Source organism: Pseudomonas sp. Irchel s3f10 (assembly GCF_900187515.1).
GTDB classification, from domain to species: Bacteria; Pseudomonadota; Gammaproteobacteria; order Pseudomonadales; family Pseudomonadaceae; genus Aquipseudomonas; species Aquipseudomonas tensinigenes.
This window is the reverse complement of record NZ_FYDZ01000024.1, coordinates 1-25,614: the sequence shown is the minus strand read 5'-3', so window position 1 is coordinate 25,614 and position 25,614 is coordinate 1. Positions and strand designations below refer to the sequence as shown.

Below are 25,614 nucleotides of genomic sequence, written 5' to 3'. Positions count from 1 at the left end.
TTTTTCATATCTGGCCCACACACCGCGGCTGCCGGATAATGCCTAACCTTATGAGACACCCGCCCGTTTCACCGGCAGAACCATGACCGAACTCTTGCTAACGCTTGTCAGTGCCGCGCTGCTCAACAACTTCGTGTTGCACTGGCCGCTGGGCGTCGATCCGCTGTTGGCGGGCAGTCGTCGCCAGGTACATGCGTTGGGGCTGGCGACGCTGTGCCTGATGCTGGTCGTCGGTGTACTCGGTTACGCGCTCTGGCATTGGCTGTTGGTGCCATTGCAACTGGAAGCCCTGCACCTGTTCGTCTTCCTGCCGCTGAACGTCTTGCTGATTGCGCCGCTGCTGAAACTGTTGACACGCTGGCTGCCGGGTCTGCGGTTCGACGGTCTATGGCCATTGTTGCTGGGCAATGCCGGTGTGCTCGGGCTGGCACTGATCAACGCGCAAAACGATCGGGGCCTGCTCCACGCGACCGCTTTGAGCCTCGGTGCCGGGCTGGGCTTCTGGCTGGTACTGAGCCTGTTCCAGGATTTGCGTGAACGCACAGTCGATAACGATATTCCCCTGCCTTTTCGTGGCTTGCCGATCGATTTGATCAGCGCCGGATTGATCGCAGTGATTTTTCTCGGATTCAGTGGACTGATCAAAACATGAGTCTGATTCAACTCATCGATGCCCTTCTGCCGCAGACCCAATGCGGCAAGTGCGGCCATCCCGGATGCAAGCCGTACGCACAAGGCATCGCCGAGGGCGAGCCGATCAACAAGTGTCCGCCGGGCGGTGAAGAAACCATTGCGGCGCTGGCAGAGCTGTTGAAAGTGCCGGTGCTGGAACTCGATATCAGTCGCGGTTCGGCGCCGCCGCAGGTTGCCTATATCCGCGAAGCCGAATGCATCGGCTGCACCAAATGCATTCAGGCCTGTCCGATCGATGCCATCGTCGGCGCGGCAAAATTGATGCACACCGTGATCATCGATGAATGCACCGGCTGCGACCTGTGCGTCGCCCCATGCCCGGTGGATTGCATTGAAATGCACCCGCTGCCGCTCGGCACGCTGCCGGTGGTGGGAGGTCTTGCCGCCAATCTCGACGAGCAACGTGCCCGCGCCGCAAAGCGTGATCACGCACGCCAGCGCTTCGAGCGACGTAATGAGCGTCTGCGACGGGAAGAACAACAGAAACAGGCTGAGCGTGAAGCCCGAGCGAAACGGGCGGCGCAACCTGAAGTGTCCGCAACCGACCCGGTGCAGGCGGCGCTGGAACGGGTGCGTGCGCAAAAAGCGGCGACCGCAGATGCGGCGTTGAAGAAAGCCAAGATCGATGTGGCCATGAGCCGGGCGCAATTGCACAAGTCGTTGAAAGCTTTTGGCCATCCGCCGACGTTCGAGCAACAGTCGCAACTGATCGTGCTGCAGCAGCAGTTCGAGGTCGCGGAACACGCTTTGGCAAAACTCGAAACCAGCGCCGCGCCGGCCCCGATCGTCACGGCGCCGGCGAAAGATGCTGATTTGAAACGGGCGAAGATCCAACTGGCCATGCGCCGCGCCGAACTGAAAAAAGCGCAGACCGGCGAAGCCGCGCCGGAGCAGATCGCTCCCCTGGAACAGGCTTTGCGCGATGCCGAGCAGGCTTTGCATGATGCCGAAGCGACCAGCGAGCAGCCTTTGCCTGACCTGGTGCGAGTAGAAAAGCGCCCTATCGACAGCCACCTTCGCCAGTTGAAAACCGAATTGGCCTACGCTCGCGCGGACCTCAACAAACTCGAACGTCGCGCCGACACGCCCAGTGAAGCCCTCGACAAGGCCCGCGCCCGCCTGCAAGACGCCGAGCGCCAGGTGCAAGATCATGTCGCCCCTTGAGGCGCCGGACGATCGCCTGCAACAGGCGATGAAGCTGGTACTGCTGGCGACGTTGCCGGGGCTGCTGGCGCTGTTCTGGTTTTACGGTTGGGGCTTGTTGATCAATCTGGTCCTGTCCGCCAGCACTGCGTTGGTGGTCGAGGCCGGTATTACCCGCCTGCGCCGACAACCGTTGCGGACCACCCTGAGCGACGGCAGCGCACTGGTCAGTGCAACCCTGCTTGCCGCAGCCTTGCCGCCATATTGCCCTTGGTGGCTGACAGTGGTCGCGATCGCCTCGGGCCTGCTGTTTGGCAAACACCTGTACGGCGGCGTAGGCAAAAACCCGTTCAATCCGGCCATGCTCGGTTTTGCCTTGGCGATCGTGATGTTCTCGCAGCCGATGACGCAGTGGCCTGCCCACGGTATGAATCTGCTCGACGCCGTCCAGCAGGTATTCAACCCACGGCAGGCGCCGGATGCCTGGGTTCAGGCCACGGCGCTGGACACCTTGCGCATCAACAAAAGCCTGACCATCGATGAACTCTTCGCCGCCAACCCGGCCTTCGGGCAATTCGGCGGACATGGCGTGGAATGGGTGAATCTGGCGTTTCTGGTTGGCGGGCTGTTTTTGCTGCAACGGCGAGTGTTCGGCTGGCACGCGCCGGTCGGTATGCTCGCCAGCCTGTTTCTGGTCAGTCTGCTGTGCTGGAATGGCTCAGGCTCCGACTCTCATGGCTCGCCAGTGTTCCACCTGCTGAGCGGCGCAACCATGCTCGGCGCATTTTTCATCATTACTGAACCGGTGTCCGGCGCCAAAAGCGCGCTCGCCCGCCTGCTTTTCGGTGTTGGCGTCGGGTTGCTGACTTATCTGATTCGTACGTGGGGTGGTTACCCGGACGGTGTTGCGTTTGCCGTATTGCTGATGAATCTCTGCGTACCGGCACTGGAACGCTTTGCCGTAAGCCGACAGGCACGGACGACGCCATGAGCCGATTGACGAGTACACTTGCCCTGCTGTTTTTGGCCATTGTCGGCATCGGTACGACGTATCTGGTCCAACGCAGCAATGCCCCGCAGATTGCCGCCGAGCAACGCCTGATCGACAGCCAAAAACTGCTCGATGTGCTCGCAATCAATAGTTACGACAATCAACCGCTGGAGCAGCCGCTGGCATTGGCGGATATTGTCTTGCCCCATAGCACGCTGACCGGCGGCTATCGCGCGACCCAGGCTGGGCGACCGGTAGCTGTGTTGTTGCGTAGCCAGTCCCAAGGTTATGCGGGCACTATCGAGTTACTGATCGCCATTGATGCCCAGGGAAAACTGCTGGGTGTGAAGTCCCTCAAGCAAAATGAAACTCCAGCGCTCGGCGGGCATTTGGGTGACTGGCCGAATGCCTGGCTTGGGACATTCACCGGCAAATCCAGTGATGAGCCGCCGGATACCGGTTGGGCTTTGAAAAAGGATCAAGGCCAATTTGATCAGATAGCCGGGGCGACGATTACGTCCCGCGCGGCGATCAACGCGATCCATGACGCGTTGCGCTACTTCGATGCCCACCGAATGACGTTGCTGGGGAGCGAACCATGAAGCGGATGGCAAAGCTGTCGAACTCACTGATGCTGGTAATCCTGCTGGGCACAACCAGCTCACTGGCGGGCGCGTTGGGAGCCGCTTTGATGTTCATCACTGTGGCCGGTGCATACGGCTTTTGCATCGCACCTTTGCGATGCCGTACGTCGGGGGCAAGGACATTGCTGGCGAGTTTGTTGCTCGCGGCTACGTTGACCAGTTGTGCGGAGATCTTCGTGCAACGCTGGTTCTTGCCATGGCACCAGGCGTTTGGTCTCTACGCTGGCCTGATCGGGCTGCAGTGCGTGGTGCTGGAGCACCATGGATTTTTCCGCCAGACACTGACCGAGCGCCTCAGACTCAGCGCCGGATTTGGCGTTTTGATGCTGATACTTGCCGGGTTACGAGAGCTCGCGGGCCGGGGAACCCTCGGTCACGGCCTGTTCGAACACTGGCAAGGTCTGGTCTTATTCAGTGCCGGGTTGCATTTGGCAACCGTGGTTCCCGGCGCTTTGATTTCGTTGGGGCTGCTGCTCGCAGCTCGTCAAGCGTGGACCGGCTCGAACTCTATTTTCAAGGAAACGCATCGCCCATGAATGCCGCAAAACGTCTTGAGATTTTTCGTCGACTGCATGAGGACAACCCCGAGCCGAAAACCGAACTGGCCTATACCTCGCCGTTCGAACTGCTGATTGCGGTAATTCTTTCAGCGCAATCGACCGACGTCGGTGTCAACAAAGCGACAGCGAAGCTGTTCCCGGTTGCCAACACGCCTTCAGCGATCCATGCACTGGGCGTCGAAGGGCTGTCCGAATACATCAAGACCATCGGCCTCTACAACAGCAAGGCCAAGAACGTCATCGAGACCTGCCGCTTGCTGGTCGAACGCCACGGCGGTGCAGTACCACAAACGCGTGAAGAGCTTGAAGCCTTGCCCGGCGTCGGTCGCAAAACCGCCAATGTGGTACTCAATACAGCTTTTCGCCAGTTGACCATGGCCGTCGATACGCACATCTTCCGCGTCAGCAACCGGACCGGCATCGCTCCCGGCAAGAACGTCGTCGAAGTGGAAAACAAGCTGATGAAGTTTGTACCCAGGCAATTTCTGCTCGACTCTCATCACTGGCTGATTCTCCATGGGCGCTATGTGTGTCTGGCCCGCAAGCCGCGGTGCGGTAGCTGCCGAATTGAAGACCTGTGCGAGTACAAACACAAAACATCGGACGATTGACCGGCTATTGGAATTATTGAATGGTCGATTGAAAAAATCTTTTTTACCCGACGCGGGAATGTCGATATAAGGAGCGCCAAAGGCAGTCTTAGTGTGGGAGTGATTTATGAGTACTGACAAAGAGGAAATGGAGCTGGATGACGACACCACGGAGGCAGATGACGCCGAACCGGCGGTTGAAGTTGCCAAGACCAATCTGAGCAAGCGCCGCACTATCGACAACCTGCTTGAGGAGCGCCGACTGCTAAAGCAATTGGCCGATTACGATTTTGATCTTTGAAACTTGAAAGCCTCCCGAACCGGAGGCTTTTTACTTTCTGCGACTCACTGAATTCGATCGGCCCATGACCCCGTCAGCGACTGAAAGATTCAGACGAGCCCATTGCGCTGCGCCAACTCGATCAGATCTACCAGCGAGCGCGCATTGAGTTTCAGCAACAAGCGGGTCTTGTAAGTGCTCACGGTCTTGTTGCTCAGGAACATGCCATCGGCGATTTCCTTGTTCGTCTTGCCCCGCGCCAACTGCTGCAACACCATCATTTCGCGACCGGAAAGGCGATCCACCATATCGGCTTCACTGGCATTACCCAAACTGGTCCGCACTGTGTGGAGTGCCTGATTGGGAAAGTAACTGTATCCGGACAAAACCGCCTTGATCGCACTCAACAACTCGGTGAGATCCTGCTGTTTACAGACATAACCCGCCGCCCCTGATTGCATGCAGCGCATCGAAAAGTGCCCAGGGGCTTGCGAAGTCAACACCAGCACTTTAATAGGCATGGTTGTCGAAGTCAGGCGAGCAATAACCTCAAGCCCATCAAGTTTCGGTATTCCAATATCCAGAATGACTATATCCGGCATTTGCTCGCGAGCAAGTTGTAATGCATCTACACCATTATCAGTTTCTGCAATGACTTCGTAGCCATGACGTTCCATCAGCATACGTACCGCGAGACGAATGACGGGGTGGTCATCCACGATCAGCACTTTATTCATGGGCAAGTCCAGTTTCGCTGTTCGAGTTTTTAGAACACGCACAATAGCCCAGTCACTTGCCCCTTAGTATGCCAAGCCTTTCATGGACTCGCATCGCAAGACATCCCCTACAGTGATTGAGGATTATTCCTACAAAAAATCATTGCCCTCCTAAATATCCGACGACATACCGCTCTAGATACTGCGCAACCTGTCCGTTGCTGATTTGTAACCGCGTGCGCCTGCAAAGGCCGAAAAGCCTGCCAGATCCTACGGTCACCGCATTACAAGCGTACGAACCGGATCAATACCCGCCCCACTAGTTAATAAACACTGAAACAAGATATTTACGGCCTTACAAAAACTTTTTGCTATAAATACAAACTCCAATCAACCACCTTACTAACAACCAAACAAAACGACGCCATCAAATGAGAAAACCAAAACAAAAGAACAAGACCATGTTAAGGATAAAAAACAAGATCAACAACCCAATGACAGTCATCGCAATATTCGCTGGACTCTCCGAGGCCTCGGCCGCTATCTCTCTACCCTTCCTCAATAATGAGGACCGGGCCGTATATGTGTGGTTCTTGATCAGCTTTCCGTTTTACTTGTTATTTCTTTTTTTTATAACGCTTAATTTCAACTACCGCTCCCTCTATTCGCCTTCCGACTTCGGCAAAGACGAGAGCTTTTTAAAAGCAATGGACAGTAATGATCATGACAACAAACGAAATACGTTAACGCAGGAACCAGGCACACTCGATACGTTTGAAATATCAAGCCACATCGTGCCCTGCGAGAGCGCGGCTGCACTGTGCAAGGATTCGTGCAAAATCCATAACGTCCCCGACCCTCCGCCACGCGTCGATACGAATCAAAACCTTACCGTTCAACACAATATTCGCTTACCCGCATCCATCAGCAACCTTCATATTGTTGATGCACGCAATATTGAGGCGTCGAGAGAGTTCGCCACGATTCTGGAAAAAATCCGAAATTCCAATAAAAATACCGACCGGGTCATCGTGTTTCTTTCCAATCATGTGTCAGATGCTTCACTGACTAAAAATGCACTCCTGCAGATCAAACACGCAAAGAAAGGTTCGAGCACGACACTTTGCATTGTTTACAACCTGTGCTCACAAGCGGTGACGCTGCTGGGTCGCAATTGAACAGTCTGTCCTCGCCGCACATGCAGCCAGGCACTGGCATCATTCGACAACAAACTGACAACGAATTTAAAAAAAGGGCGGCCTTGTCTCGAAGACAAGGCCGCCCTTTCATTGCGCCTCAGCCTGAAAAATCTCAGAACAGCTTGCGGCCCTTGTTGGCAGCAATGCGCATGCGCAGCGCGTTGAGCTTGATGAAGCCCGCCGCGTCGGCCTGGTTGTAAGCACCGCCGTCTTCTTCGAAGGTCGCGATGTTGGAATCGAACAGCGAATCGTCGGACTTGCGGCCAGTGACGATCACGTTGCCTTTGTACAACTTCAGGCGCACAACGCCGTTCACGTTGACCTGCGAAGCGTCGATCATCTGCTGCAGCATCAGACGCTCTGGGCTCCACCAGTAACCGGTGTAGATCAGGCTGGCGTATTTCGGCATCAGCTCGTCTTTGAGGTGAGCGACTTCGCGGTCCAGGGTGATCGATTCGATGGCGCGGTGAGCGCGCAGCATGATGGTGCCGCCCGGGGTTTCATAGCAACCACGGGACTTCATGCCGACGTAACGGTTCTCGACGATGTCGAGACGGCCGATACCGTGAGCACCACCGATCTTGTTCAGCGTCGCCAGCACGGTGGCCGGAGTCATTTCGACGCCGTCCAGTGCAACGATGTCGCCGTTGCGGTAGGTCAGTTCCAGGTATTGCGCTTTATCAGGAGCGTTCTCCGGGGAGACGGTCCATTTCCACATGTCTTCTTCGTGCTCGGTCCAGGTATCTTCCAGCACGCCGCCTTCATAGGAGATGTGCAGCAGGTTGGCGTCCATCGAGTACGGGGACTTCTTCTTGCCGTGACGCTCGATCGGGATCGCGTGCTTCTCGGCGTAGTCCATCAGCTTCTCGCGGGACAGCAGGTCCCACTCACGCCATGGTGCAATGACTTTTACGCCTGGCTTGAGTGCGTAGGCACCCAGTTCGAAACGCACCTGGTCGTTGCCCTTGCCGGTGGCGCCATGGGAAATGGCGTCAGCGCCAGTTTCGTTGGCGATTTCGATCAGACGTTTGGCGATCAGCGGACGTGCGATGGAAGTACCCAGCAGGTACTCGCCTTCGTAAACGGTGTTGGCGCGGAACATCGGGAACACGAAATCACGCACGAACTCTTCGCGCAGATCGTCGATGTAGATTTCTTTGACGCCCATGGCCTGAGCCTTGGCGCGGGCCGGCTCGACCTCTTCGCCTTGACCGAGATCAGCGGTGAAGGTCACCACTTCACAGTTATAAGTATCCTGCAGCCACTTGAGGATCACCGAAGTGTCCAGGCCGCCGGAATACGCCAGAACGACCTTGTTTACGTCCGCCATGCCATCACTCCACGGGGTTCTACGGAAAGCCGAGGAGTCTACCGCTCAAACGCGATAATTTACAGAGGCGCGACAGCTTAAGACGACAAAGCGACAGAATCTGTCGACAGCGCGACGATGACCGGCGGGTCAGGAAGTCGCTGCGGTGCTGGCTGGGGTGCTCGCCTGAGGCGCTGGAGCGGTGGTTGGCGCCACGCGTGCAAGCTTCACCGCAACCCGACGGTTCTTCGCCCGGTTGGCCGCATTGGTGTTCGGAACCAATGGGTATTGTTCACCGTGGAAACGTACTGTGATCTGCGATTCGGCGATGCCATTGGCCTTGAAGAAGTCGACCACTGCCAGCGCTCGGCGGCGCGACAGTTCACGGTTGGTCAGACGATTACCGCTGTTGTCGGAATGGCCATCGAGTTCGATGTGATTGACCGTCGGATCGGCCTTCATGAATTCGAGCATCACTTGCAGCTTGGCCTTGGCGGCGGCGTCGAGATCAACACCCTCGCCGGGGAAGCCGATCTGCGATTGCTTGATCTGGTCGAAATTCTGCGGCAGCAACTTCGCTACACAGGTCTGATAGTCGTTAAACGCCTTGCTGAATTTCACCGGCAATAAACGCACTTCCGAGACACGGCCATCGCCAGACGCGCGACGTACAACCGGGCTGCGACCGTCCAGCAGACCGCTGATCAGGCCACCGGCCTGGGATTGCGAACTGCTGAACAGCACGTTGCCACTGCCGAGCCGGACGTTGCCCAGATTGATGTCACCACGACCCGGCTGCCACGGTGCCGCCGCCGCCAGCAACGTCGCCGAACCACCGCCAAGCATGGCGTTGTAGGCATTCAGACGGAAGATCGCCTGTTCGCCGGCCTTGCGCACGAACTCACCCGAGCCGAAATCAGTGATCGGTTGGGTCAGACGACATTCGAACTTGTCGCCGGCGACCGTCCACTCAATGTTCTCCAGACGGGTCTGGTACGTGAGCGCCATGGCCGGAAGGCTGGCAAACACACTGAGCAAGGCTAAATAACGCTGGCGCACGGGAGGCTCCATTGGCTTCTGAAACACAAAGACCGATTCACACTATGTTTACGGCATACCTACGGGATATCGGAAGGTTTCCGCAAAACTTGATAGCGAGTGCCTGCAAGAGTCTTTTCCGGTAGCATTCGCCTCAGTTTGACCCGCCTGGAAGCCCCTCATGTCCGACCGCCTGACCCTGCTGCGTCCCGACGACTGGCACATTCATCTTCGCGATGGTGCCGTGTTGACCAATACCGTTGCCGATGTTGCGCGCACGTTTGGCCGCGCCATCATCATGCCCAACCTGGTACCTCCGGTGCGCAACGCCGCTGAAGCCGACGGCTATCGCCAGCGGATTCTCGCTGCCCGCCCGGCCGGCAGTCGCTTTGAGCCGCTGATGGTGCTGTACCTCACCGACCGCACCCAGCCCGAAGAAATTCGTGAAGCCAAGGCCAGTGGTTTTGTCTACGCCGCCAAGCTGTACCCGGCCGGCGCGACCACCAACTCCGATTCCGGCGTGACCAGCATCGACAAGATTCTGCCGGCAATCGAAGCCATGGCAGAAGTCGGCATGCCGCTGTTGATCCACGGTGAAGTCACCCGTGGCGACGTCGATGTGTTCGACCGCGAAAAGATTTTCATCGATGAGCACATGCGTCGTGTCGTCGAGCGCTTCCCGACGCTGAAAGTGGTGTTCGAACACATCACCACCGGCGACGCCGTGCAGTTCGTCAACGAGGCTTCGGCCAACGTTGGCGCGACCATCACCGCGCATCACCTGCTCTACAACCGCAATCACATGCTGGTGGGCGGGATTCGGCCGCACTTCTATTGCCTGCCGATCCTCAAGCGCAATACGCATCAGGAAGCCCTGCTCGACGCCGCCACCAGTGGCAGCGCGAAGTTCTTCCTCGGCACCGATTCGGCACCGCACGCCCAGCACGCCAAAGAAGCTGCTTGTGGCTGCGCCGGCTGCTACACCGCGTACGCCGCCATCGAGATGTATGCCGAAGCCTTCGAGCAGCGTAACGCGCTGGACAAACTCGAAGCCTTCGCCAGCCTCAACGGCCCGCGCTTCTACGGCCTGCCGACGAACACCGATCGCATCACCCTGGTTCGTGAAGAATGGACTGCCCCGACCAGCCTGCCGTTTGGCGAGCTGACCGTTATCCCGCTGCGCGCCGGTGAAAAACTGCGCTGGCGCCTGCTGGAGGAACACGCGTGAGTGAAGACCATTTCGACGACGAACTGGACGGTCAAAGTGGCGGTGGCGGTTCCCGTCACCCGATGGCAGCACGCTTTCGCGGCTATCTGCCGGTAGTCGTCGACGTAGAAACCGGTGGTTTCAACTCGGCCACCGATGCGTTGCTGGAGATTGCTGCGACCACCATCGCCATGGATGAAAAGGGCTTTGTTTACCCCGATCACACCTACTTCTTCCGCGTTGAGCCGTTCGAAGGCGCCAACGTTGAAGCGGCAGCGCTGGAGTTCACCGGGATCAAGCTCGATCATCCACTGCGCATGGCGGTCAGCGAAGAAACCGCGCTGACTGACATTTTCCGAGGTATCCGCAAGGCGCTGAAGGCCAATGGCTGCAAGCGCGCGATTCTGGTCGGTCACAACAGCAGCTTCGACCTCGGCTTCCTCAACGCCGCAGTTGCGCGACTGGACATGAAGCGCAACCCGTTCCACCCGTTCTCCAGCTTCGACACCGCGACGCTGGCGGGTCTGGCCTACGGTCAAACCGTGCTGGCGAAAGCCTGCCAGGCTGCCGACATCGATTTCGACGGCCGTGAGGCGCACTCGGCGCGTTACGACACCGAGAAAACCGCAGAGCTGTTCTGCGGCATCGTCAATCGCTGGAAACAGATGGGCGGCTGGGAAGACTTCGACGACTGATTCTCGTCGAGTAAATCCCGCGCATAAAAAAACCGGCCATGGGCCGGTTTTTTTGTACCTCGACGTTGCGCCTTACAGGGCAGCAGCGTTCTCGGTCAGGTAGGCAGCAACGCCTTCTGGCGACGCGTTCATGCCTTTGTCGCCTTTTTTCCAGTTGGCAGGGCAGACTTCGCCGTGCTCTTCGTGGAATTGCAGAGCGTCGACCAGACGGATCAGCTCTTCCATGTTACGGCCCAGCGGCAGGTCGTTGATGATCTGCGAACGGACAACGCCTTTGTCGTCGATCAGGAACGCGCCACGGAAAGCCACGCCGCCTTCGGACTCAACGTCGTAAGCCTTGGCGATGTCGTGCTTCATGTCGGCAGCCATGGTGTATTTCACCTGGCCGATGCCGCCATTGTTCACTGGAGTGTTGCGCCATGCGTTGTGAGTGAAGTGCGAGTCGATCGACACAGCGATCACTTCAACGTTGCGTGCCTTGAAGTCGGCCATGCGGTTGTCCAGAGCGATGAGCTCGGACGGGCAGACGAAGGTGAAGTCCAGTGGGTAGAAGAACACCAGGCCGTATTTGCCTTTGATGGCCGAGGACAGGGTGAAGCTGTCAACGATCTCGCCATTGCCGAGTACGGCCGGGACGGTGAAGTCAGGGGCTTGTTTGCCTACGAGTACGCTCATTGATATCTCCTGGTGTAAAAACTTGAAGTTCAGGGTCCGCGCCAGCCTGCCATCCTCAGACGACAGCCCTGTGACACGAACCCCCTTCGCAAGGGCCGACCATCATACACTGCGAATTTGGCCTGTCCTCAACGGTTTTTCAAAGCAGGCGCAGAACGGCGCTGCATTTACGGGGCCAGGCAAATCGCCAGTAAATACCGTTCGTCAGTCATGGCTGTTAATCAGCTGAAGCCTTCCGAAAGCACTTTGACAATCATTCTCGTTAACATTAAGATCCATCGCAATTGAGTCACAACCAGCGACGGTTCTCACTTATGTATGTTTGTCTCTGCACTGGCGTCACCGACGGACAGATCCGCGAAGCGATCTATGAAGGTTGCTGCAGTTATAAAGAAGTCCGCCAGGCCACCGGCGTCGCCAGCCAATGCGGCAAATGTGCCTGCCTTGCCAAGGAAGTGGTCCGCGAAACCCTGACCAAGCTGCAAACCGCCCAGGCCGCGATCCCTTACCCGGTAGAATTTACTGCTGCGTAATAACACCCCATTTCAAAGAACCGGACTTATGTCCGGTTTTTTTATGCCTGTAAATCAATTGCTTAGGCTCCAGACGCGGAACACAAACATTCTTATTCCGATTAATTTTCATATATTATTCAATAACTTAGGTTTGACACTTATAAGTACGAAGCTCAAACTCTGCCGTATATACAGCTATTACAGGGCAGGACTCCGATCATGAAAGGCGACATTACAGTCATCCAGCATCTCAACAAGATCCTTGCCAATGAGCTGGTCGCGATCAATCAGTACTTCCTGCATGCGCGCATGTACGAAGATTGGGGTCTGAACAAGCTCGGCAAACACGAATACAAAGAATCCATCGACGAGATGAAACACGCGGACAAGCTGATCAAGCGCATCCTGTTCCTCGAAGGCCTGCCAAACGTGCAGGACTTGGGCAAGCTGCACATCGGCGAGCACACCAAGGAAATGCTGGAGTGCGACCTGCGTATCGAGAAGACCGGCCACGCTGACCTGAAGACCGCGATCGCGCATTGCGAAACCGTCGGTGACTTCGGTAGCCGTGAACTGCTTGAAGACATTCTCGAATCCGAAGAAGAACACATCGACTGGCTGGAAACCCAGCTGGGCCTGATCGATAAGATCGGTCTTGAGAATTATCTGCAATCGCAGATGGGCGAAGAGTAGGAGCTGCCGAAGGCTGCGATCTTTTCAGATTGCACCGGCAACTTGCAGTAACGTTTCGAACGCACTAAAAAGCCCCGCCCTCTTTCGAGTGGCGGGGCTTTTTATTGGCTGAAGATCAGAAGATCGCAGCCTCGTTTCACTCGACAGCTCCTACACAAGCAGGAAGTGTCGGGTGAAACCCAGCCTTATCAGGCTTCGGACTTGTTCGCCGCTGCCGCTTCAACAGCCGACTTGATGGTGCTTTGCAGCGAACCGTCTGCAGCCATCTCGGTCATGATGTCGCTACCGCCGACCAGCTCACCGCCGACCCACAGTTGTGGGAAAGTCGGCCAGTTGGCGTACTTCGGCAGGTTGGCGCGGATTTCCGGGTTCTGCAGGATGTCCACGTACGCAAACTTTTCGCCACACGCCATCACAGCCTGCGCAGCTTTCGCAGAGAAGCCACACTGTGGGGCATTCGGCGAACCTTTCATGTAAAGCAGAATGGTGTTGTTGGCAATCTGCTCTTTAATCGTTTCGATGATATCCATGGAGCACCTCGGCTGAACTTTCCGACTCATGGGTCGGCACGGTGGCGCATTGTAACGGAATCCCGAGCGCCATGCTCGGTCTCCCCGACAGACTAGATCAAGCCGCCGCCACCGTCACCGGCACACCATTGAGCGCGGCGTTGCCGGATAGCTCGTCGAGCTGGCATTCATCGGTCAGGTCATTGGCACTTGACCCCGGCTGACCGCTGGCAATCGCCATTTGCACGCCCGGGCGCGCATGGCCCCAACCGTGCGGCAGGCTGACCACGCCTTTCATCATGTCGAGGCTGCCGAGTACTTCGACTTCGATTTGCCCGACCCGCGAACTGACGCGCACCAATTGACCATCGTTGAGACCACGACTAGCAAGGTCATCCGGGTGCATCAACAATTGGTGACGCGGCTTGCCCTTCACCAATCGGTGATAGTTGTGCATCCAGGAGTTGTTGCTGCGCACATGACGGCGGCCAATCATCAACAGCTCATCGGCGGCCGGTGCTTGCAATGCGGCGAAACGCGCGAGGTCAGCAAGGATCTCCGGCGGAGCGGCCTGCACATGCTGATTAGGCGTTTTCAGGCGCGGCGCCAGATTAGCTTTCAACGCCCCCAGATCAATACCGTGCGGATGATCAAACAGCGTCGCCACAGACAGCTTTTGCTCAGACGCGTCACCGTACATGCCCATGCGAAGGCCCATGTCGATCATCTTCGCCGGCGGCATGGTCGGTTTAAGCTCCTTGCCGGTCTTCTCGGCAAACGCCTTGGCCAGGCCCACGAAGATCTCCCAGTCATGCAAGGCGCCCTCGGGCTTGGCGAGGATCGCGCGGTTGAAGCGGGTGACGTTACGCACCGCGAACAGATTGAACGTGGTGTCGTAGTGGTCATTTTCCAGCGCCGAGGTCGACGGCAGGATCAGATCGGCGTAGCGCGTGGTTTCGTTGATATACAAGTCGATGCTGACCATGAACTCCAGACCGTCCAGCGCCTGCTCCAGTTGCCGCCCATTTGGCGTCGACAGCGCCGGATTACCGGCGACGGTAATCAGCGCACGGATCTGGCCCTCGCCTTCGGTGAGCATCTCTTCGGCCAGCGCCGAGACCGGCAACTCGCCGCCGTATTCAGGACGTCCCGAGACACGGCTCTGCCATTTGTTGAAATGCCCGCCCGAGGTTGACGCCACCAGATCTACCGCAGGTTCGGTGCACAGCGCGCCGCCAACCCGGTCGAGGTTGCCGGTGACCAGATTGATCAACTGCACTACCCAGTGGCACAGAGTACCGAAAGCCTGGGTTGAAACGCCCAGGCGCCCATAACACACCGCACTCGGCGCAGCAGCGAAGTCACGTGCCAACTGCCGGATCTGCTCGGCAGGCACGGCGCACAACGGACTCATGGTTTCAGCGGTAAACGATGCAACTGCCGCGCGCACTTCATTCAGACCATCGACCGGCAGATGACTGTCGCGGGTCAGGCCTTCACTGAACAGCGTGTTGAGCATGCCAAACAACAACGCCGCATCGCCACCGGGACGCACGAACAGGTGCTGGTCAGCCATGGCCGCGGTCTCGCTGCGCCGTGGATCGACCACAACGACTTTACCGCCGCGCGCCTGGATTGCCTTTAAACGTTTCTCAACATCTGGCACGGTCATGATGCTGCCGTTGGACGCCAGCGGATTACCGCCGAGAATCAGCATGAAGTCGGTGTGATCAATGTCCGGAATCGGCAGCAGCAAACCATGGCCGTACATCAGATAACTGCTCAGGTGATGCGGCAACTGATCGACCGAAGTCGCCGAGAAGCGATTGCGCGTCTTCAGCAACCCAAGGAAATAATTGCTGTGAGTCATCAGCCCGTAGTTGTGCACGCTCGGGTTGCCTTGATAGACCGCCACAGCGTTCTGGCCATGACGCTCCTGAATCGCCGCCAGTTTATCGGCCACCAGCGCAAACGCCTCGTCCCACTCGATCGGCAGCCATTCACTGCCAACGCGGCGCATCGGCTGGCGCAAACGATCCGGATCGTTCTGGATGTCTTGCAGGGCCACGGCTTTGGGGCAAATGTGGCCACGGCTGAAGGTGTCGAGGGCATCACCTTTGATCGAGGTGATCGCGACGTGGCCATCGGTTTCGGTGGTTTCGATGGTCAGCCCGCAAATGGCTTCACACAGATGGCAGGCACGGTGATGGAGAGTCTTGGTCATGGCCAGTCTCTGTCTTGTTCTGGGCGGGCAATAACGTCCGCGGGAACAGAACTATGGCCCCGGCGCCGTTCAGGCGCCAGCGACGTTCGTCTTGTGAATCGACGCCTATCAGGTGCGCCGATAAACCGCCCGATCAGTTCGACGGCAGCTGCGGCGGCGCAGCCAACTGAATTTCCTGGATGGTTTCGATCTGCTCGTGGGCGACATGTACGCCGGTGAGCTCGCCGATCAGGCGCCAGTGCTCATCGAGGCCGGCGCTGATGGTCGCCATGCGGTCAATCATGTGGCGGCCGGCGGTCTTCACCACTTCGTCTTCGCTGCGCAGCAGTTCGAAAGACATTGAGGTGACCGACGCGGTGAGATGGGTCAGTGAGCGAGCCGTGTGGCCCAGCAATTCCATTAACAGTTTTTCTTTCGATTCCATGCGGAGGCTTCCTGCGTCGCTCGAAACTTATTTATAACCCAGCACTTTGCTTTAGCAAATGTTTCAGCCTGAACATCCGACCAAATGATGGCATGGCGCCACGGTGGTAAACCGACCCAAGCGACGCAATCCCCGCCACGCCGCATTGCCAAGCCCTGCGAGGCCAGTGTACAAAGGGACTCGCAGCTGTCCTGAACCCGGCTTCAAATGCGCGACTGCAATATCCAGTGCGCCCTTCGATTTTCGCAAAAACCGTAGCCTATTGGAAAAACGCGACATTTAGTGTCAATATCGCGCCTCCCCCTATTTCGTCGCCCCGTGCGGCTTACGCCGCAGGTCTCGCCCGTTGTTCCGTTAAACAAGGCTTTGAGCATCTGCGGTTTGTAGCAAAAAGGTAGTCAATGATGAGCGCAAGGCACTTTCTCTCCCTGATGGATTGCACGCCCGAAGAGCTGGTCAGCGTGATCCGTCGAGGCGTTGAGCTCAAGGACCTGCGTAACCGCGGCGTACTGTTCGAGCCTCTGAAAAACCGCGTGCTGGGCATGATCTTCGAGAAATCCTCGACCCGCACGCGGATCTCCTTCGAGGCGGGCATGATCCAGCTCGGCGGCCAGGCGATCTTCCTGTCGCCGCGCGACACCCAACTGGGCCGTGGCGAGCCGATCGGCGACTGCGCCATTGTCATGTCGAGCATGCTCGATGCGGTGATGATCCGTACCTTTGCCCACAGCACCCTGACCGAATTCGCCGCCAATTCGCGCGTACCAGTGATCAATGGCCTGTCCGATGACCTGCACCCGTGTCAGTTGCTGGCCGACATGCAGACGTTCCTTGAGCATCGTGGCTCGATTCAGGGCAAGACCGTGGCCTGGATCGGCGACGGCAACAACATGTGCAACAGCTATATAGAAGCGGCGATGCAGTTCGATTTCCAGTTGCGCGTCGCCTGCCCGGAAGGCTACGAACCAAACCCTGAGTTCGTCGCCAAGGCCGGCGATCGCGTGACCATCGTTCGCGATCCGGCCGACGCCGTGCGCGGCGCGCATCTGGTGAGCACCGATGTCTGGACTTCGATGGGTCAGGAAGAGGAAACTGCCAAGCGCCTCAAGCTGTTCGCACCGTTCCAGGTCAACCGTGCCCTGCTCGACCTCGCTGCCGAGGACGTGCTGTTCATGCACTGCTTGCCTGCGCACCGTGGCGAAGAAATCAGCCTCGACCTGCTTGATGACCCGCGCTCCGTCGCCTGGGATCAGGCAGAAAACCGTCTCCACGCACAGAAGGCCCTGCTCGAGTTCCTCGTCGAACCGGCATATCACCACGCATGAGCCATGAATTACTGCTGAACCTGCGCAACCTCGCTTGCGGCTATCAAGATCAACGTGTGGTGCAGAATCTCAATCTGCACCTCAACGCCGGTGACATCGGCTGCCTGCTCGGCTCGTCCGGCTGCGGCAAGACCACCACCCTGCGCGCCATCGCCGGCTTCGAGCCGGTGCATGAAGGTGAAATCACCCTCGGCGGTGAGACCATTTCCAGCGCCGGCTTCACCCTGGCGCCGGAGAAACGCCGGATCGGCATGGTGTTCCAGGATTACGCGCTGTTCCCGCACCTGAGCGTTGCCGACAATATTGCCTTCGGTATCCGCAAGCATCCGAACAAGGAGCGCGTCACCGAAGAGCTGCTCGAACTGGTCAACCTGAAGAACCTCGGCAAGCGCTTCCCGCACGAGTTGTCCGGCGGCCAGCAGCAGCGCGTAGCCCTCGCCCGCGCCTTGGCGCCGGAACCGCAATTGCTACTGCTCGACGAGCCATTCTCCAACCTTGATGGCGAACTGCGGCGCAAGCTCAGCCATGAAGTGCGCGACATTCTCAAGGCCCGTGGCACCAGTGCGATTCTAGTGACCCACGACCAGGAAGAGGCCTTTGCCGTCAGCGATCACGTTGGCGTGTTCAAGGAAGGTCGACTGGAACAGTGGGATACGCCGTACAACCTGTATCACGAGCCGGCAACGCCTTATGTGGCCAGCTTCATTGGTCAGGGTTATTTCATTCGCGGCCAGCTTGGCAGCCCGGAATCGGTGCAGACTGAACTGGGTGAGTTGCGCGGCAATCGTGCTTATACATGGCCGATCGGCGGCGCCGTGGATGTATTGCTGCGTCCTGATGACATTGTTTATGCGCCGGACAGTGGTTTGAAAGCACGGATTGTCGGCAAGACCTTCCTGGGCGCTTCGACGCTGTATCGCCTGCAACTGCCGACGGGTGCGCAGCTGGAATCGATTTTCCCGAGCCATGCTGATCATCAGGTTGGCGCGGAAGTCGGGATTCGTGTCGCCGCCGAACACCTCGTACTGTTCCAGGCATCGGGCAGCACCGCCGCACAGATCCCGGCAGTGGAAAACGGCGTCCGCCGCTACAGCGCCACGCTTTAAAGATCAAAAGATCGCAGCCTTCGGCAGCTCCTACAGGGATCAATGTAGGAGCTGCCGAAGGCTGCGATCTTTTAGCTTTTAACCGAGGATCAGGGTTCCACTGGCAACCAGCGTCGCATTGCCGCCAATCTTCACCCGCTCACCTTCCAGCCGACAGAACAACTCCCCACCCCGCGCCGAACGCTGATACGCGGTCAGGCTCGACTTGCCCAGTCGCTTCGACCAATACGGAATCAAGCTGCAATGCGTCGACCCGGTCACCGGATCCTCATTGATGCCAATCGCCGGCGCGAAATAACGCGAGACGAAATCGTGCTGATTGCCCCGCGCCGTAACTATCGCGCCCAGCCACGGCAGTTTGGCGAGTGCAACCATGTCCGGCTTGCAATCAAGCACTGCCTGCTCTGACTCCAGCACCACAAACAGTTCGTTGGAGCCGAGCACATCAACGGCTTCAACGCCCAATGCTCGTTCGACGTCCAGCGTCACACCAATCTCTGACGGCACGATCGAAGGGAAGTCCAGCCACAACCGATCACCTTCACGAGTGACGCTCAGCGCGCCGGACTCACAAGTGAAGTCGATACGCTCGGCGCTTTCCTTGTAGATTTCGAACAGTACATAAGCGCTGGCCAACGTGGCGTGTCCGCACAACGGTACTTCAGTGGTCGGGGTAAACCAGCGGATATGCCAGGCCTGACCTTCGCGCACCAGAAACGCGGTTTCCGCCAGATTGTGCTCGGCGGCAATCTTCTGCATCAGCTCATCCGCAAGCCACGCATCCAGCCGATAGACCATCGCCGGATTGCCACTGAACGGTCGATCACTGAACGCGTCGACCTGATGAAACTCGAGCTGCATAACCTTCTCCCTAAGTCAGTCGGCAGAGCATGCAACCACGAGGCGATCAACGCCAGTGACAGAACCGGCCAATTTTCTGCATACAGTGATAACGACTACGCACGGCCGATATCGGCAAATTTCGCTTGGGTGTGTTCGGCGAGCACGGCAGGTGCCAATTCAACTTCCAGCCCTCGCCGCCCGGCGCTGACATAAATAGTCGCAAAACCCTGAGCCGAGTTATCGATGAAGGTGCGCAGGCGCTTCTTCTGCCCCAACGGGCTGATGCCACCCAGCAGATAACCGGTGGAGCGCTGGGCCGCTGCCGGGTCAGCCATCTCGACTTTTTTCACACCGGCGGCATGCGCCAGGCCCTTGAGGTCGAGGCTTCCGACGACCGGCACCACTGCCACCAGCAACTCGCCCTTTTCGCTGGCCGCCAGCAGGGTTTTGAACACCTGCGCTGGCTCAAGCGCGAGTTTTTCTGCGGCCTCCAGCCCATAGGACGCGGCCTTTGGGTCATGTTCGTAACTGTGCACGCGATGTTCGGCACGAACTTTTTTCAACAAGTCCAACGCAGGGGTCATGGCAGCTCCGGGCTCGGCAGTGATGGAAAAACACTGTGCCGGATTCTAGGTGATCATCCCCTAAAAGGCTCTATCCCAAGCCACGATTCCCGTGGCTTGCAGACATTCTGCAAACACCATCGCGCGTGGACGACACAGGATCATTCACACAACGAATAGTTTTATTGTGACCGACGGTTCACTTTCGACCTTTGACAGGTTTGTTTCTTGTCTATATTTTTTCGAATCTGAATAATGTAAGAATTATCATCACCGCAGCATTCAGCAGTAAACCGGGAAAGGAATGGGGATTCCTGACCGGGGAAAATCGCGCCCTGCCCTGACGGCAGCGCGCCAGACAACAACAAAAACCGAGGTTTTCAATGACAACTGCTTTACAGCAACCAACGCTCTCGAGCCAATGCATGGCCGAGTTTCTGGGTACTGCCCTCCTGATCTTTTTCGGCACCGGTTGTGTCGCCGCGCTCAAAGTCGCGGGCGCCAGCTTCGGCCTGTGGGAAATCAGCATCATCTGGGGCGTCGGCGTGAGCATGGCGATCTACCTCACTGCCGGCGTTTCTGGCGCGCACCTGAACCCGGCCGTGAGCATCGCTCTGGCAATCTTCGCTGACTTCGAAAAGCGCAAACTGCCGTTCTACATTCTTGCGCAGATCGCCGGCGCCTTCTGCGGCGCGCTGCTGGTTTACACGCTGTACAGCAATCTTTTCTTCGATTACGAACAAACTCATCAAATGGTCCGTGGCTCGGCCGCCAGCCTTGAGTTGGCCTCGGTGTTTTCGACCTTCCCGAATCCCGTTCTGTCGACTGCTCAGGCGTTCCTGGTCGAGATGATCATCACCGCGATTCTGATGGGCGTGATCATGTCGCTGACCGACGACAACAACGGTCTGCCGAAAGGCCCATTGGCACCGCTGCTGATCGGCTTGCTGATCGCGGTGATCGGTAGCTCGATGGGCCCGCTGACCGGTTTCGCGATGAACCCGGCACGCGATTTCGGTCCGAAACTGATGACTTTCTTTACCGGCTGGGGTGAAATTTCCTTCACTGGCGGTCGCGATATTCCGTACTTCCTGATTCCGATTTTTGCACCGATTGTCGGTGCCTGCCTCGGCGCTGCCGGGTATCGCGGGCTCATCGCCCGTCACCTGACCGGCGCCACACCTGCTACAAAGGATGCAGAACCGGCCATTGACGGCAAACCAAGAACTTCTTGAAACAGTCGGCGCGGGTTCCTGCCCTTTAGAGCCTGCGCCACGGCCCACTCTCCCTTATTTCGTCCAAGGCAATCGACATGACCGACATTCAGAATAAGAACTACATCATTGCCCTTGATCAGGGTACGACAAGCTCCCGCGCGATCATTTTCGACCGCGATGCGAACGTGGTCTGCACCGCGCAGCGCGAATTCGCTCAGCATTACCCGCAGGCCGGTTGGGTCGAACACGACCCGATGGAAATCTTCGCCACTCAGAGCGCAGTGATGGTTGAAGCGCTGGCCCAGGCCGGTCTGCATCACGATCAGGTCGCCGCCATCGGTATCACCAACCAGCGCGAAACCACCGTAGTCTGGGACAAGACCACCGGCCGCCCGGTGTACAACGCCATCGTCTGGCAGTGCCGCCGCAGCACCGAGATCTGCCAGCAACTCAAGCGCGATGGCCACGAAGAGTACATCCGCGACAACACCGGTCTGGTTACCGACCCGTACTTCTCCGGCACCAAACTGAAGTGGATCCTCGACAACGTCGAAGGCAGCCGCGAGCGTGCGCGCAACGGCGAACTGCTGTTCGGCACCGTCGATAGCTGGCTGATCTGGAAATTCACCGGCGGCAAGGTGCACGTCACCGATTACACCAACGCCTCGCGCACCATGCTCTTCAACATCCACTCGCTGGAGTGGGATTCGAAGATGCTCGAGATCCTCGACATCCCGCGCGAAATGCTTCCGGAAGTGAAGGCTTCTTCGGAAATCTACGGTCGCACCAAGAGCGGCATCGCTATCGGCGGTATCGCCGGCGACCAGCAAGCCGCCCTGTTCGGCCAGATGTGCGTCGAGCCAGGCCAGGCGAAAAACACCTACGGCACCGGCTGCTTCCTGCTGATGAACACCGGCGACAAAGCGGTGAAATCCCAGCACGGCATGCTCACCACCATCGCCTGCGGTCCGCGTGGCGAAGTCGCTTACGCACTGGAAGGCGCGGTGTTCAACGGCGGTTCCACCGTGCAGTGGCTGCGCGATGAACTGAAGATCATCAACGACGCCCACGACACCGAATACTTCGCCAATAAAGTGAAGGACAGCAACGGCGTGTACCTGGTACCGGCGTTCACCGGTCTCGGCGCTCCCTACTGGGACCCGTATGCCCGTGGCGCGCTGTTCGGTCTGACTCGCGGTGTGCGTGTGGATCACATCATCCGCGCCGCGCTGGAGTCGATCGCCTACCAGACCCGCGACGTGCTCGACGCCATGCAACAGGACTCCGGCGAACGCCTTAAGGCTCTGCGTGTGGACGGTGGCGCGGTGGCGAACAACTTCCTCATGCAGTTCCAGGCCGACATCCTTGGCACTCAGGTCGAGCGTCCGCAAATGCGCGAAACCACCGCACTCGGCGCGGCGTATTTGGCCGGTCTGGCGTGCGGTTTCTGGGGCAGCCTGGACGAACTGCGCGGCAAAGCGGTGATCGAGCGCGAGTTCGAGCCGAGCCTGGACGAAGTGGAGAAAGAGAAGCTGTACAAAGGCTGGAAAAAAGCCGTCAGCCGCACCCGTGACTGGGCGCGTGAAGACGCTGAATAAGCCAACCTTCAGATCCAGATAGGCATCTAACTGGTAGGGAGCGGATTCCTGCGGCATCATGGGCAAATTTTGCACGGCAGCCCAAAGGAAGCCCCATGAATCTGCCTCCCCGTCAGCAGCAAATCCTCGAGCTGGTCCGCGAACGCGGCTATGTGAGCATCGAGGAAATGGCCACGCTGTTCGTTGTTACCCCGCAAACCATCCGCCGCGACATCAATCAGCTCGCGGAAGCCAATCTGCTGCGTCGCTACCATGGCGGTGCTGCCTACGATTCCAGCGTCGAAAACACTGCCTATGCGATGCGCGCCGACCAAATGCGCGATGAAAAACAACGCATCGGTGAAGCCATCGCCGCACAGATCCCCGATCACGCCTCGCTGTTCATCAATATCGGCACGACCACCGAATCGATTGCCCGCGCCCTGCTCAATCACAATCACCTGAAGATCATCACCAACAACCTGCACGTGGCGTCGATGCTCAGTGCCAAGGATGATTTCGATGTGTTGCTGACCGGCGGCAATGTCCGTCGTGATGGCGGTGTGGTCGGCCAGGCAAGCGTGGATTTCATCAATCAGTTCAAGGTTGATTTCGCCCTGGTCGGGATCAGTGGGATCGATGAAGACGGCAGTTTGCTCGACTTTGATTATCAGGAAGTGCGGGTTTCCCAGGCGATCATTGCCAATGCGCGACAGGTGATTCTGGCAGCGGACTCGAGCAAGTTCGGGCGTAACGCGATGATTCGGTTGGGGCCGATCAGTCTGATTGATTGCCTGGTGACCGATCAGCAGCCGGTGCCGGCGTTGGCGCAGTTGTTGAGTCAGCACAAGATTCGCCTGGAAGTCGTTTAGCCCCCCCAAGATCAAAAGATCGTCCGATCGCGGCCCGAGCCTTCGGCAGCTCCTACATAGGTTCACTTGACCTGTAGGAGCTGCCAAAGGCTGCGATCTTTTGCTTTTAATGTTCGAAAATTTTCCTTTCTCTACCCTTCGATGAGTTTTTTCAATCGAACGTGACTGGCTGCGCGCGTGTTTATGGGCTACCATTTTCGCAAATGAACATTCATGTTCGATTTCCAATATAGAAAATCAAAAGAACCCGAGGCCAGCCGATGTCCACCTCTACCTTGCGTACGCCCCCACTCTCCGAGATCTACGACATCGCCGTTATCGGCGGCGGGATCAATGGCGTGGGGATCGCAGCGGATGCCGCCGGTCGCGGGCTTTCGGTGTTCCTTTGTGAAAAAGACGATCTGGCCAGCCACACCTCGTCGGCCAGCAGCAAGCTGATCCACGGTGGCCTGCGCTACCTCGAACATTACGAATTCCGTCTGGTGCGTGAAGCGCTGGCCGAACGCGAAGTACTGCTGGCCAAGGCGCCGCACATCGTCAAACCGATGCGCTTCGTGCTGCCGCACCGTCCGCACCTGCGTCCGGCGTGGATGATCCGCGCCGGCCTGTTCCTCTATGACAATCTCGGCAAACGCGAAAAGCTGCCAGGCTCGAAAAGCCTGAAGTTCGGCGCCGACAGCGCGCTTAAAAGCGAAATAAAGAATGGCTTCGAATACTCCGACTGCTGGGTCGACGACGCCCGCCTCGTGGTACTCAACGCCATGGCCGCCCGCGAAAAAGGCGCTCACGTGCACACCCAGACTCGCTGCGTCAGCGCCCGCCGTGCCAAGGGCCTGTGGCACCTGAACCTGGAACGTGCCGATGGCAGCCTGTTTTCGATCACCGCCAAAGCGCTGGTGAACGCTGCCGGCCCATGGGTTGCCAAATTCATTCGTGACGATCTGAAGATGGAATCACCGTACGGCATCCGTCTGATTCAGGGCAGCCACATCATCGTGCCGAAACTGTACGAAGGTGATCACGCGCACATTCTGCAAAACGAAGATCAGCGCATCGTTTTCACCATTCCGTACCTGAACAACCACTTCACCCTGATCGGCACCACCGACCGTGAATACACTGGCGATCCGGCAAAAGTGGCGATTACCGATGCCGAAACCGATTACCTGCTGAAAGTGGTCAACGCGCACTTCAAGCAGCAGCTCAGCCGCGACGACATCCAGCACAGCTACTCGGGCGTACGTCCACTGTGCAACGACGAATCCGACAACCCGTCGGCCGTGACCCGCGATTACACCCTGGCGTTGTCGGCCGGCGGCGAAGAAGCGCCGCTGCTGTCAGTGTTTGGCGGTAAGCTGACCACCTACCGCAAACTCGCTGAGTCGGCGATGGCGCAGTTGCTGCCATTTTTCACCCAGATGCGCCCGAGCTGGACGGCCACCGCCACCCTGCCCGGTGGCGAAGACATGACCACCCCGCAGGCTCTGTGCGCGCAGATTCGCGACAAGTTCGACTTCGTGCCGACCGAGATCGCTCGTCGCTGGTCCACCACCTATGGCAGCCGCACCTGGCGCATGCTTGAAGGCGTGGAGACTCTGGCAGACATGGGCGAACACCTCGGCGGCGGGCTCTACACCCGTGAAGTCGATTACCTGTGTAGCGAAGAGTGGGCAACCACTGCCCACGACATTCTGTGGCGCCGCAGCAAACTGGGCTTGTTCACCACCCCGGTCGAGCAGGAAAAACTGGCGGCTTATCTGGGCAAGGTTGAACAGAACCGCAAGATCGAAGCGGCCTGATCAATGCTTAAACGAAAGCCCCTGAATTGTGAGATTCAGGGGCTTTTTGTTGTGCCAATGAGATCCAGCCCCCCTCACCCTGATCTGGTCAAACGATACTGGACACGGTTATAGGGTTTAGGTCATTTCTCATGCTGCCAAGGCTTCCATTGCTACCGGAGTCCGATATCCGTTGTGACTGTGCAGCCTGATCCGATTGTAATAATG

Annotated in this window: 27 protein-coding genes; 18 read left to right on the top strand and 9 right to left on the bottom strand. The window is 57.9% G+C overall.

The window, feature by feature from the left end; genetic code table 11:
* Positions 1-82: 82 nt before the first annotated feature.
* The 7 genes from CKW17_RS28790 to CKW17_RS30455 all read left to right on the top strand — a co-directional run bounded on the left by CKW17_RS28790 (position 83) and on the right by CKW17_RS30455 (position 4,922).
* Positions 83-652, top strand: coding sequence for an Rnf-Nqr domain containing protein (locus CKW17_RS28790; RefSeq protein ID WP_095123276.1), 570 nt, complete (start codon positions 83-85; stop codon positions 650-652).
* Positions 649-1,857: an electron transport complex subunit RsxB gene (rsxB, locus tag CKW17_RS28785; protein ID WP_095123274.1), complete on the top strand. Its 1,209-nt coding sequence runs from the start codon at positions 649-651 to the stop codon at positions 1,855-1,857. Before CKW17_RS28790 ends, rsxB begins: the two co-directional genes overlap by 4 nt.
* Entirely contained in the window at positions 1,844-2,827 is a 984-nt protein-coding gene (locus CKW17_RS28780) for an RnfABCDGE type electron transport complex subunit D (RefSeq protein WP_095123271.1), read from the top strand. Before rsxB ends, CKW17_RS28780 begins: the two co-directional genes overlap by 14 nt.
* Positions 2,824-3,429: an RnfABCDGE type electron transport complex subunit G gene (locus CKW17_RS28775; RefSeq protein WP_095123268.1), complete on the top strand. Its 606-nt coding sequence runs from the start codon at positions 2,824-2,826 to the stop codon at positions 3,427-3,429. The genes CKW17_RS28780 and CKW17_RS28775 overlap by 4 nt, the downstream gene beginning before the upstream one ends.
* Positions 3,426-4,007 carry an Rnf-Nqr domain containing protein gene (locus tag CKW17_RS28770; protein WP_095123266.1) on the top strand — a complete coding sequence of 194 codons (582 nt, stop codon included), beginning with the start codon at positions 3,426-3,428 and terminating at the stop codon, positions 4,005-4,007. Before CKW17_RS28775 ends, CKW17_RS28770 begins: the two co-directional genes overlap by 4 nt.
* On the top strand, positions 4,004-4,642 hold the full coding sequence (gene nth, locus CKW17_RS28765) for an endonuclease III (protein ID WP_016986660.1): 639 nt from the start codon (positions 4,004-4,006) through the stop codon (positions 4,640-4,642). Before CKW17_RS28770 ends, nth begins: the two co-directional genes overlap by 4 nt.
* A gap of 106 nt (positions 4,643-4,748) precedes the next feature.
* On the top strand, positions 4,749-4,922 hold the full coding sequence (locus CKW17_RS30455; RefSeq protein ID WP_095123264.1) for a PA3496 family putative envelope integrity protein: 174 nt from the start codon (positions 4,749-4,751) through the stop codon (positions 4,920-4,922).
* Between the two features lie 89 nt (positions 4,923-5,011).
* On the opposite strand, the gene CKW17_RS28755 is transcribed toward CKW17_RS30455, so the two are convergent.
* Complete coding sequence (locus tag CKW17_RS28755; protein ID WP_095123262.1) at positions 5,012-5,638, bottom strand: response regulator transcription factor; 627 nt, start codon at positions 5,636-5,638, stop codon at positions 5,012-5,014.
* 440 nt (positions 5,639-6,078) lie between these two features.
* On the opposite strand from CKW17_RS28755, the gene CKW17_RS28750 reads away from it, so the two are divergent.
* Positions 6,079-6,795, top strand: a complete 717-nt coding sequence (locus tag CKW17_RS28750) for a hypothetical protein (RefSeq protein WP_095123260.1) — start codon at positions 6,079-6,081, stop codon at positions 6,793-6,795.
* A 133-nt stretch (positions 6,796-6,928) separates the two neighbouring features.
* Here CKW17_RS28750 and CKW17_RS28745 read toward each other — a convergent pair whose 3' ends face one another.
* Both CKW17_RS28745 and CKW17_RS28740 read right to left on the bottom strand, forming a co-directional pair.
* Entirely contained in the window at positions 6,929-8,146 is a 1,218-nt protein-coding gene (locus tag CKW17_RS28745) for an argininosuccinate synthase (protein WP_007916658.1), read from the bottom strand.
* A 129-nt stretch (positions 8,147-8,275) separates the two neighbouring features.
* Entirely contained in the window at positions 8,276-9,184 is a 909-nt protein-coding gene (locus CKW17_RS28740) for an OmpA family protein (RefSeq protein WP_095123258.1), read from the bottom strand.
* Positions 9,185-9,344: 160 nt separating this feature from the next.
* Between CKW17_RS28740 and pyrC the strand changes: the two genes are divergently transcribed.
* Together pyrC and rnt are read left to right on the top strand one after the other, a co-directional pair.
* Positions 9,345-10,391, top strand: coding sequence for a dihydroorotase (pyrC, locus tag CKW17_RS28735; RefSeq protein WP_095123256.1), 1,047 nt, complete (start codon positions 9,345-9,347; stop codon positions 10,389-10,391).
* The gene (rnt, locus tag CKW17_RS28730; protein ID WP_016986654.1) at positions 10,388-11,065 is read left to right on the top strand and encodes a ribonuclease T; all 678 of its coding nucleotides are present in this window, start codon (positions 10,388-10,390) and stop codon (positions 11,063-11,065) included. The genes pyrC and rnt overlap by 4 nt, the downstream gene beginning before the upstream one ends.
* Positions 11,066-11,137: 72 nt before the next feature.
* Here rnt and CKW17_RS28725 read toward each other — a convergent pair whose 3' ends face one another.
* The gene (locus CKW17_RS28725) at positions 11,138-11,740 is read right to left on the bottom strand and encodes a peroxiredoxin (RefSeq protein WP_003227723.1); all 603 of its coding nucleotides are present in this window, start codon (positions 11,738-11,740) and stop codon (positions 11,138-11,140) included.
* Positions 11,741-12,054: 314 nt separating this feature from the next.
* Here CKW17_RS28725 and CKW17_RS28720 point away from each other — a divergent pair, with 314 nt between their 5' ends.
* Both CKW17_RS28720 and bfr read left to right on the top strand, forming a co-directional pair.
* Entirely contained in the window at positions 12,055-12,273 is a 219-nt protein-coding gene (locus tag CKW17_RS28720; RefSeq protein ID WP_003227725.1) for a bacterioferritin-associated ferredoxin, read from the top strand.
* A gap of 201 nt (positions 12,274-12,474) precedes the next feature.
* Entirely contained in the window at positions 12,475-12,948 is a 474-nt protein-coding gene (gene bfr, locus CKW17_RS28715; RefSeq protein ID WP_095123255.1) for a bacterioferritin, read from the top strand.
* Positions 12,949-13,136: 188 nt separating this feature from the next.
* Here bfr and grxD read toward each other — a convergent pair whose 3' ends face one another.
* The 3 genes from grxD to CKW17_RS28700 all read right to left on the bottom strand — a co-directional run bounded on the left by grxD (position 13,137) and on the right by CKW17_RS28700 (position 16,105).
* On the bottom strand, positions 13,137-13,478 hold the full coding sequence (gene grxD, locus CKW17_RS28710; protein ID WP_008079424.1) for a Grx4 family monothiol glutaredoxin: 342 nt from the start codon (positions 13,476-13,478) through the stop codon (positions 13,137-13,139).
* Positions 13,479-13,575: 97 nt separating this feature from the next.
* The gene (locus tag CKW17_RS28705) at positions 13,576-15,681 is read right to left on the bottom strand and encodes a molybdopterin oxidoreductase family protein (protein WP_095123253.1); all 2,106 of its coding nucleotides are present in this window, start codon (positions 15,679-15,681) and stop codon (positions 13,576-13,578) included.
* Positions 15,682-15,814: 133 nt separating this feature from the next.
* The gene (locus CKW17_RS28700) at positions 15,815-16,105 is read right to left on the bottom strand and encodes a hypothetical protein (protein ID WP_027612069.1); all 291 of its coding nucleotides are present in this window, start codon (positions 16,103-16,105) and stop codon (positions 15,815-15,817) included.
* Between the two features lie 404 nt (positions 16,106-16,509).
* On the opposite strand from CKW17_RS28700, the gene argF reads away from it, so the two are divergent.
* Both argF and CKW17_RS28690 read left to right on the top strand, forming a co-directional pair.
* Positions 16,510-17,430: an ornithine carbamoyltransferase gene (gene argF, locus CKW17_RS28695; protein WP_038369078.1), complete on the top strand. Its 921-nt coding sequence runs from the start codon at positions 16,510-16,512 to the stop codon at positions 17,428-17,430.
* Complete coding sequence (locus tag CKW17_RS28690; protein WP_095123251.1) at positions 17,427-18,536, top strand: ABC transporter ATP-binding protein; 1,110 nt, start codon at positions 17,427-17,429, stop codon at positions 18,534-18,536. Before argF ends, CKW17_RS28690 begins: the two co-directional genes overlap by 4 nt.
* Before the next feature lie 78 nt (positions 18,537-18,614).
* Here the strand turns inward: CKW17_RS28690 and CKW17_RS28685 are convergent, their stop codons facing one another.
* The gene (locus tag CKW17_RS28685; RefSeq protein WP_095123249.1) at positions 18,615-19,397 is read right to left on the bottom strand and encodes a PhzF family phenazine biosynthesis protein; all 783 of its coding nucleotides are present in this window, start codon (positions 19,395-19,397) and stop codon (positions 18,615-18,617) included.
* 95 nt (positions 19,398-19,492) lie between these two features.
* Positions 19,493-19,963 (bottom strand): Cys-tRNA(Pro) deacylase, encoded by a 471-nt coding sequence (gene ybaK, locus CKW17_RS28680; RefSeq protein ID WP_003227741.1) that lies wholly within the window; start codon positions 19,961-19,963, stop codon positions 19,493-19,495.
* A gap of 362 nt (positions 19,964-20,325) precedes the next feature.
* Between ybaK and CKW17_RS28675 the strand changes: the two genes are divergently transcribed.
* The 4 genes from CKW17_RS28675 to glpD all read left to right on the top strand — a co-directional run bounded on the left by CKW17_RS28675 (position 20,326) and on the right by glpD (position 25,407).
* The gene (locus CKW17_RS28675) at positions 20,326-21,177 is read left to right on the top strand and encodes an MIP/aquaporin family protein (RefSeq protein ID WP_095123248.1); all 852 of its coding nucleotides are present in this window, start codon (positions 20,326-20,328) and stop codon (positions 21,175-21,177) included.
* A 77-nt stretch (positions 21,178-21,254) separates the two neighbouring features.
* The gene (gene glpK / locus CKW17_RS28670; protein ID WP_038369082.1) at positions 21,255-22,757 is read left to right on the top strand and encodes a glycerol kinase GlpK; all 1,503 of its coding nucleotides are present in this window, start codon (positions 21,255-21,257) and stop codon (positions 22,755-22,757) included.
* A 95-nt stretch (positions 22,758-22,852) separates the two neighbouring features.
* Entirely contained in the window at positions 22,853-23,608 is a 756-nt protein-coding gene (locus CKW17_RS28665) for a DeoR/GlpR family transcriptional regulator (protein WP_007916700.1), read from the top strand.
* A 260-nt stretch (positions 23,609-23,868) separates the two neighbouring features.
* Positions 23,869-25,407, top strand: a complete 1,539-nt coding sequence (gene glpD / locus CKW17_RS28660; RefSeq protein WP_095123246.1) for a glycerol-3-phosphate dehydrogenase — start codon at positions 23,869-23,871, stop codon at positions 25,405-25,407.
* Positions 25,408-25,614 lie beyond the last annotated feature (207 nt).

Excerpts from the sequence above, each read along its gene's own strand:
- CKW17_RS28790 (WP_095123276.1), top strand. The coding sequence starts at position 83 with ATGACCGAACTCTTGCTAACGCTTGTCAGTGCCGCGCTGCTCAACAAC.
- rsxB (WP_095123274.1), top strand. The coding sequence starts at position 649 with ATGAGTCTGATTCAACTCATCGATGCCCTTCTGCCGCAGACCCAATGC.
- CKW17_RS28780 (WP_095123271.1), top strand. The coding sequence starts at position 1,844 with ATGTCGCCCCTTGAGGCGCCGGACGATCGCCTGCAACAGGCGATGAAG.
- CKW17_RS28775 (WP_095123268.1), top strand. The coding sequence starts at position 2,824 with ATGAGCCGATTGACGAGTACACTTGCCCTGCTGTTTTTGGCCATTGTC.
- CKW17_RS28770 (WP_095123266.1), top strand. The coding sequence starts at position 3,426 with ATGAAGCGGATGGCAAAGCTGTCGAACTCACTGATGCTGGTAATCCTG.
- nth (WP_016986660.1), top strand. The coding sequence starts at position 4,004 with ATGAATGCCGCAAAACGTCTTGAGATTTTTCGTCGACTGCATGAGGAC.
- CKW17_RS30455 (WP_095123264.1), top strand. The coding sequence starts at position 4,749 with ATGAGTACTGACAAAGAGGAAATGGAGCTGGATGACGACACCACGGAG.
- CKW17_RS28755 (WP_095123262.1), bottom strand. The coding sequence starts at position 5,638 with ATGAATAAAGTGCTGATCGTGGATGACCACCCCGTCATTCGTCTCGCG.
- CKW17_RS28750 (WP_095123260.1), top strand. The coding sequence starts at position 6,079 with ATGTTAAGGATAAAAAACAAGATCAACAACCCAATGACAGTCATCGCA.
- CKW17_RS28745 (WP_007916658.1), bottom strand. The coding sequence starts at position 8,146 with ATGGCGGACGTAAACAAGGTCGTTCTGGCGTATTCCGGCGGCCTGGAC.
- pyrC (WP_095123256.1), top strand. The coding sequence starts at position 9,345 with ATGTCCGACCGCCTGACCCTGCTGCGTCCCGACGACTGGCACATTCAT.
- CKW17_RS28725 (WP_003227723.1), bottom strand. The coding sequence starts at position 11,740 with ATGAGCGTACTCGTAGGCAAACAAGCCCCTGACTTCACCGTCCCGGCC.
- CKW17_RS28720 (WP_003227725.1), top strand. The coding sequence starts at position 12,055 with ATGTATGTTTGTCTCTGCACTGGCGTCACCGACGGACAGATCCGCGAA.
- bfr (WP_095123255.1), top strand. The coding sequence starts at position 12,475 with ATGAAAGGCGACATTACAGTCATCCAGCATCTCAACAAGATCCTTGCC.
- grxD (WP_008079424.1), bottom strand. The coding sequence starts at position 13,478 with ATGGATATCATCGAAACGATTAAAGAGCAGATTGCCAACAACACCATT.
- CKW17_RS28705 (WP_095123253.1), bottom strand. The coding sequence starts at position 15,681 with ATGACCAAGACTCTCCATCACCGTGCCTGCCATCTGTGTGAAGCCATT.
- CKW17_RS28700 (WP_027612069.1), bottom strand. The coding sequence starts at position 16,105 with ATGGAATCGAAAGAAAAACTGTTAATGGAATTGCTGGGCCACACGGCT.
- argF (WP_038369078.1), top strand. The coding sequence starts at position 16,510 with ATGAGCGCAAGGCACTTTCTCTCCCTGATGGATTGCACGCCCGAAGAG.
- CKW17_RS28690 (WP_095123251.1), top strand. The coding sequence starts at position 17,427 with ATGAGCCATGAATTACTGCTGAACCTGCGCAACCTCGCTTGCGGCTAT.
- CKW17_RS28685 (WP_095123249.1), bottom strand. The coding sequence starts at position 19,397 with ATGCAGCTCGAGTTTCATCAGGTCGACGCGTTCAGTGATCGACCGTTC.
- ybaK (WP_003227741.1), bottom strand. The coding sequence starts at position 19,963 with ATGACCCCTGCGTTGGACTTGTTGAAAAAAGTTCGTGCCGAACATCGC.
- CKW17_RS28675 (WP_095123248.1), top strand. The coding sequence starts at position 20,326 with ATGACAACTGCTTTACAGCAACCAACGCTCTCGAGCCAATGCATGGCC.
- glpK (WP_038369082.1), top strand. The coding sequence starts at position 21,255 with ATGACCGACATTCAGAATAAGAACTACATCATTGCCCTTGATCAGGGT.
- CKW17_RS28665 (WP_007916700.1), top strand. The coding sequence starts at position 22,853 with ATGAATCTGCCTCCCCGTCAGCAGCAAATCCTCGAGCTGGTCCGCGAA.
- glpD (WP_095123246.1), top strand. The coding sequence starts at position 23,869 with ATGTCCACCTCTACCTTGCGTACGCCCCCACTCTCCGAGATCTACGAC.